This is a genomic window from Lactobacillus huangpiensis (assembly GCF_019972815.1).
GTDB lineage: Bacteria > Bacillota > Bacilli > Lactobacillales > Lactobacillaceae > Lactobacillus > Lactobacillus huangpiensis.
In genome coordinates, this window is record NZ_BPPA01000015.1 from 1 (window position 1) to 6,346 (window position 6,346).

A 6,346-nucleotide genomic window follows, 5' to 3' on the forward strand; every position below is an offset into this window, starting at 1 on the left:
TACAACTTTGTCCTGTTGGCTATTTGTGTGCTGTTTTGATAACGGAAAAACCTCCGAACTAATCTTTCACTTTAGTTCGGAGGTTTTTAGCTTTAATCTCTTGAATTATAACTTAGATTTGTTATACTAAGTATTGAATTCAAGAGGATTAAAGCTAATTTATTCGCCCGCCAAAGTGAACATGGATTAGCTTTTTTTCTTTGCCCTGACTGCTCAGCAGCCAGGGCTTTTTTAATTCATACTGTTGTCATCATAGCATAAAAACTGCTTTTTTTTAATAGTCAATTTTTTAATTTCATAAATATTATTAACAAATTCATCTCTATACTTAAAAATAACCAATATAACTATCAAAAATCACCCACAATTATAATCAAATTACCTCGCTATTTAATTGATAATCATTTAGAATTATTAATAACTAAATATAAAAACAAAAAGGAAAAGGAAAACAACATGAAAAGAAATAAAAAAAAATCATTAACAATTTATTTGACCTAATACTAACCATAAGCCTATTATTCCTCGCCGTATATCAATGGCAAACAAATATTTTCGGCTCGATAATAGACATAATTACAGCGATAATTTTCTTTGCTATAGCATCTGTAAACGATTTTTTTAATAGCAGTATTAAAAAAAATCACAAATCATCAGCAGAAGATATTGATATCCAAAATAAGCTTGCTATAGCACAACAAAAAACCCTAAAGTTTATCAACATATTATCGCTTATAGCTGGAATTAGTCTAGTAGTTTTATATTATACTATATTAAAATATCCTGTAATTATTATTATAGGATATATTAATTTAGCATATTGGTCTATATGTCAAATAGTTCCTGTTATTATATTACTAGTTAATTATTCGAAAAAATGATGAAAAATTTCACCTGTTATTATAAACTATATAAGAGGTGAAAATATGAAAGTAATCAAGAAAATATTTATAACATTTTGTACATGTTTGGCACTATCTCCTGAAATTGCTAATACAGCCATACAAACAAATACAGTTGTTGTAGCTGCTTCAATGAAAAAAGCAAAAACAAAACGTGCTAAATTGAATAGAGCTAGAAAAAATTTAGAAACTAATTTTAATTTTTCACATAAAGGAGTTATGCTGTTAACAAACATGGTTCAACAGACAAAATATACATTAGTGGTGCAACTGTAGGTAAACTATTTTTAAAGGTACTTAGAAGAACTCCTAAACCAATTAGAAAAATTGTATATAAAATGATTAGAAAGCATACAACCTTAGGAATTTTTGTTAAAGTCCTCGACGCATATACAGGAACGACTCACCATATACTTTACTCTGCATTTAGGCACATACATATTAATAAAACCTGGTCAAACAATTTAGCAAATATTGTATCTGCATTTTTACCAATTTAAATAGCCTATACCGCATGTAGCTTTACATAATGCATATTTCTTTCTTCATTACTTCTTGGTTACACCGGCCGTAGTGACCATTTAACACTCCCGACAGACTCATTACCTGTCTGCTTGCGTCCGCGAGTTTGCGTCGGTGCGGATACCTACTTTTATTTTTTGACAAACCACTTAAAAAGTGCATTAAAAAGTGTAACTAGCTATTACAAAGTATCAATAGGAGTAATTATATTGCATTGACAAAAAATATATGGTGTTTTATAACTAAAACCATAATTTATATTATTAAATTATTCAAATATACTGGGAGTAAAAATGAATAAAAAACTTAATAAGTTTGCTGTTTTATCATTGTCTTTGACGCTGTTTTTGAGCTATACGCCAATTAATGTATCAGCTAAAACTAAAGCTACTACACCTTATGGTTGGAGATTCCCTGAACAGCATTCAACTTATGTGATAAATAAACAATCTAAAAACTACAAATATATATGGAAAAAAGCAATTAATGGTTGGAAAAAAGCGGGATTTAAGTGGGAAAAAGCTAGCTCATCAAACACACACTTAATAGCACTTACCCAAAAACAGGATAAGAGTCTAAAGGGTTTAGCTGGTATAGATCACATGCGATATAACGTAAGTAATCACTTAATAGTCAGCAACAAAGTAGAACTAAATAAAACTTCATTAAAAAAATATAAATATACAACTAAACAAAAAATTAATGTAGCAGAACATGAATTAGGTCATGCATTAGGACTAAAGCATAATTCAAAAGGCAGTAAATCTGTAATGAATCCAGCTAATAGAACTTATTCTATTAGCAAGCCTGATATTCGAGGAATGAAAAAAGCATATTCTAAATCCGTAGCAAATTTAGGAGACGCCATTGGTAATAATATTGTTTCGATTGATTTACCTATTAAATTAAATCCAAGAATTTCGAAGCTTCATATGAATTATTCTGGTAAGACCCATAAGTTAACACTTAGCGGTAATACTTATGATATTTCTGAGTTAAATATTAAATATAATAAACAAACTATTAAAAATTATAAAGTAAAGAAAAATGGAGCTAAATTCAAAATAATTTTACCATTTAAAGGATATAAAAACTTTACAATTTACAGTGGTAAGCACTTAATTAAAACAATTTCAGCATCAAAATATACTACCGATAAACCAACCATACTTGATGCTAAAAGAAACCAAAATTCTATTGAATTAAATATTTTAACTAAACCTGGTAACATCATTAAAATTTGGGAAAATAACAAACCTATATTTTCAACAATAAGTGATATTCCCGAAGATAATATCACCTTAAACACAAATACAGTTAAGAACTATAATGATTTAAGGTTAACTCAACATAAGAGAGGTAAAAAAACCAGTAAAATGATAAAGCTACCTAAACTAAATGTAGGTGAAACGTATAAAAGTATCAGCTAAACTAACTACGCTTTTATCTATACCGCATGTAGCTTTACATAATGCGCATTATCGGAAGTAGTCGCTTAACCCTTATAAACTAAGGCTCAAATTGTGCAAATTTTGCACACTTGTGAATTTAAAACCGTATAGTATTAAAAAAGCTTGTTATTGCAGGCTTTTTATTTTGCACCTTTCTGCAATTTCACAATTAGACCAATCAAAAAAGGCACGAGAAATTCTTGTGCCTTTTCCCTGCATTATTTAAGCAGTTTGTCTAGAATCATAAGTAAATCATCTAGCACTTGCTTAGCCTTTGACAACACAGAATACAGTAAAAATAAGATAATAATATCGTGCACGATTCTCACCTCCTTAGAAGAGCTAGCTAAACTCTCCAAGATGACACATAACGTGCATATTTATTTTACCAGATATGGGCTTTCGTGCTACAATTAGCTTAGAAATAAGATAATATATCGCATGTACGATATAACGTGTGGCAAGTTAGCTACTTGTAACGCGCGGTTGGCGGCCTAGTAGGTCGTCTTTTTGTTTCTTTTTTAAAAAAAGAAAATCGTATCCTTGAGGATACGATCAGACGAAAAAACAAGCACTAGTCTTTACGACTTTTGCTTGTTTTTTTCGTTATGAAATTTTGGCCATTACGTAGTTTTGGCAAAATTGAATTAAGCAGAAATTACGTTAGTTTTTCTTCTTCGCCCCCTGCGTAAGGGCGTTTGATGTAGTGACTTTTGCTGTAAGCAATTGTCACTACATCGAAAACGTTACTTTTTGGAAAAGTAACAAAAAAGAAGTAGAATAAAATCTACTCGGAGGTACCTACTTGATGAACCAAAAAATGACTATTTCATTCGCTAAAGGTAAGGCTAGCGAAACTTCAATTAAACACAACAATCGTTCTTTAGATATTGAACATTTTGATTTTGATAAAAAAGGCCATACTCATATCCAACGTGAATTTACTAAATTAAATCAAGTTTTAGTTCATCGTGATATTAAAGACGTTTATCATGAACAATTTGATCCCGCAATCGAGCTCTATAATGCCAAACAAAAACGTGCCGATCGTAAAATCAAAAATTACTATCAGCAAGTGCTTCATAGTAAAAACCAACAAACTCAACGGGAATTTATTGTTCAAGTTGGTAATCAACAAGATTATCTGAATAAAGACCGTGCTAATTCAAAAAATTGGCGTGCAGCTAAAATGATTTTGACCGAATTTGTGCATGACTTTATGCAAGATAATCCCAATTTTATTGTTTATAATGCGGTCATTCATATGGACGAGCCGGGATCGCCCCATTTACACCTTAACGTTGTTCCTGTGGCTCATTTACCGCACGCTAAGCGTGGCTTAACTATCAAGCCTAGTTTTGATAAAGCTTTGCTTGAAGAAGGCTACAAGAACGATCCTAAGGACAGTCGGGCGCTTTTTAGCAATTTTCAACACCACCAAACTGAAAAATTAAGTCAAATTGCCCTGAAATTTGGTATTGAGCGCGAAGTTGGCTTTACTAATCGTTTAAAAAACGTTCATGAATACAAACAAGCTATGCGTAGAGTAGAGCAAGTTCAAGAAATTACTAAAACCCAGCAACAAGAAAATGCCGAAGTACAAGTTAAATTAACCGATCAAGAATTAAAAAACGAGCAACTTAGCCTAAAAGTTAATGAAAAACAACAAAATTTAGCAAATTTAGCCGCTCAGAGCGTTTTTAATTCTAAAGCCGATAAATCATACATCAGCAATTTGAAACGCCTTGAAAATGTTAATAAGGGCAAAAATGCCGATTATTATTTACCAACTAAGACTTTTGGCATACTCGACAAACCACTGGCACAAAAACGAATTGCAAAATTAATTAGACAAGCCGATTTACCACAAAATTTGGTACAAATTATCGGGCAAAACAAGCAATTGCTAACGGAGAATGTCCAATTAAAAGCCCAAAATGAGCAGCTTACAGCGCAAAAGGAAACTGCAGAACTTAACGGCTACTCTCAAGGTCATACTTTCGGTGTTGAGGAAGGACGAAGAGAAGAACAGCAACGTGTCCACAAAAATGCTGGTCAGCCATATCAAGAAAAAATCAAAAAGTTACAAGCAGAAATTCAAAATCTTAACAAAATGATTACACAATCCATTGCCAATGATCATAAACAAGAAAGTGAACGAATAACCCTCAACGCTAAAATTTACGACCTACAACAAAAATTGACTACTGGCAGCGAGCCATACCAGCACCAAATTCACGATCTGCAAACTAAACTAACCGAAAAACAGCAGGAAAATCAAACTCAAGCTAAACAACTAAAACAGCAAGAACAATTACTAGCTGAACAAAAACAGGCTCTATCAACACGCAATCGACTCATTCGCCAACAACAAACACAAATTACTAAGCTAGATCAATTCGCTAAAAACTTAGTTATCGCCGTCAAGGACTGTAAACCACTAATCAAAAATATTTGGGATCAAGTTACCAAACAAGTTGGCCAACATTTTCAAAAAGACCCAGAACCAGCTTTAAAATATTTCGCCCGTTATTGGGACAAGAAAGATGTTAAAAAATTAAATCCCGAACCAAGTCAAGAAAAATTACAGGTTAAATATTTTCAGCAACAAGCACCAAGAGAACGTAGTCGTGGACTTGAACGTTAAACATTTCTCAACCACCTTTTTTAAGCAAAAAACACATCCAATCATCCTAGACACCATTAAAAGCTCTTAGAACTCAATTTTGAGCGATCTGCAGACATTACTATTCTTCACTAAATATTTTCTGATACTCTTTTTCTAACTTAAAATCTGAATACAATGCTTCATCATTTTTCCATTCCCACTCTTTAATCCACTTCTATTCCAGCACCTTACCCTCCAATATCATTTTTTACCTAACTCTTTTATTTCTTTCTCTTCCCTGCTTGATCTCTTACTCTTTTGGGGCAGACTCTCCCCATACCTAACTCTCTACTAACCGCAAAGCGGTTAGTTAGGTACTTTCCCCTTGCGAAAAGGGAATAAAAGTATCTAACTAACTTGCTTTGCAATTGTTGGTTATAACTCCGGCTTTCGCCGACACACGCTTTTTATTGGTTAATCAACGCCCTAACACCGCTTGTACCCGTTGTTTGTTTTCTCTTAGTGATGATCTAGAAGTTGCTGGACAACGTCATTACTAACCCCAGTCAATAGTACGGCGTACTATGTTCTGATACTTACGGCCATGTGCACCACTGCTGCATATTCTCCTTACAGATGTGTAATTCTAAACCTGCAGTAGTCGTCGGAACCACCCTGACCTTGTTTGCACTGCTGGTCGTCACCGCCACTTGCCCCACTGTCTCGTTACTGACTTTCGGAAATAGATTTATTACTTGAGATGGCTCTATTAAACCTGTCACTTTTTACAACTTTGTCCTGTTGGCTATTTGTGTGCTGTTTTGATAACGGAAAAACCTCCGAACTAATCTTTCACTTTAGTT

3 protein-coding genes are annotated in these 6,346 nt (G+C 33.0%); all 3 read left to right on the forward strand.

The annotated features are described in order from the left end of the window. Window positions 1-926: 926 nt before the first annotated feature. The 3 genes from LDM90_RS09250 (at window position 927) to LDM90_RS09260 (ending at window position 5,522) form a co-directional block, all read left to right on the forward strand. Entirely contained in the window at window positions 927-1,178 is a 252-nt protein-coding gene (locus tag LDM90_RS09250; protein ID WP_223897621.1) for a hypothetical protein, read from the forward strand. Window positions 1,179-1,717: 539 nt separating this feature from the next. After that, window positions 1,718-2,854 (forward strand): matrixin family metalloprotease, encoded by a 1,137-nt coding sequence (locus tag LDM90_RS09255; RefSeq protein ID WP_223897619.1) that lies wholly within the window; start codon window positions 1,718-1,720, stop codon window positions 2,852-2,854. A gap of 829 nt (window positions 2,855-3,683) precedes the next feature. Further along, the gene (locus LDM90_RS09260) at window positions 3,684-5,522 is read left to right on the forward strand and encodes a plasmid recombination protein (protein ID WP_187155192.1); all 1,839 of its coding nucleotides are present in this window, start codon (window positions 3,684-3,686) and stop codon (window positions 5,520-5,522) included. The last annotated feature ends 824 nt before the right edge of the window (window positions 5,523-6,346 follow it).

Coding starts and splice junctions, on each gene's coding strand:
- LDM90_RS09250 (WP_223897621.1), top strand. CDS start 927: ATGAAAGTAATCAAGAAAATATTTATAACATTTTGTACATGTTTGGCA.
- LDM90_RS09255 (WP_223897619.1), top strand. CDS start 1,718: ATGAATAAAAAACTTAATAAGTTTGCTGTTTTATCATTGTCTTTGACG.
- LDM90_RS09260 (WP_187155192.1), top strand. CDS start 3,684: ATGAACCAAAAAATGACTATTTCATTCGCTAAAGGTAAGGCTAGCGAA.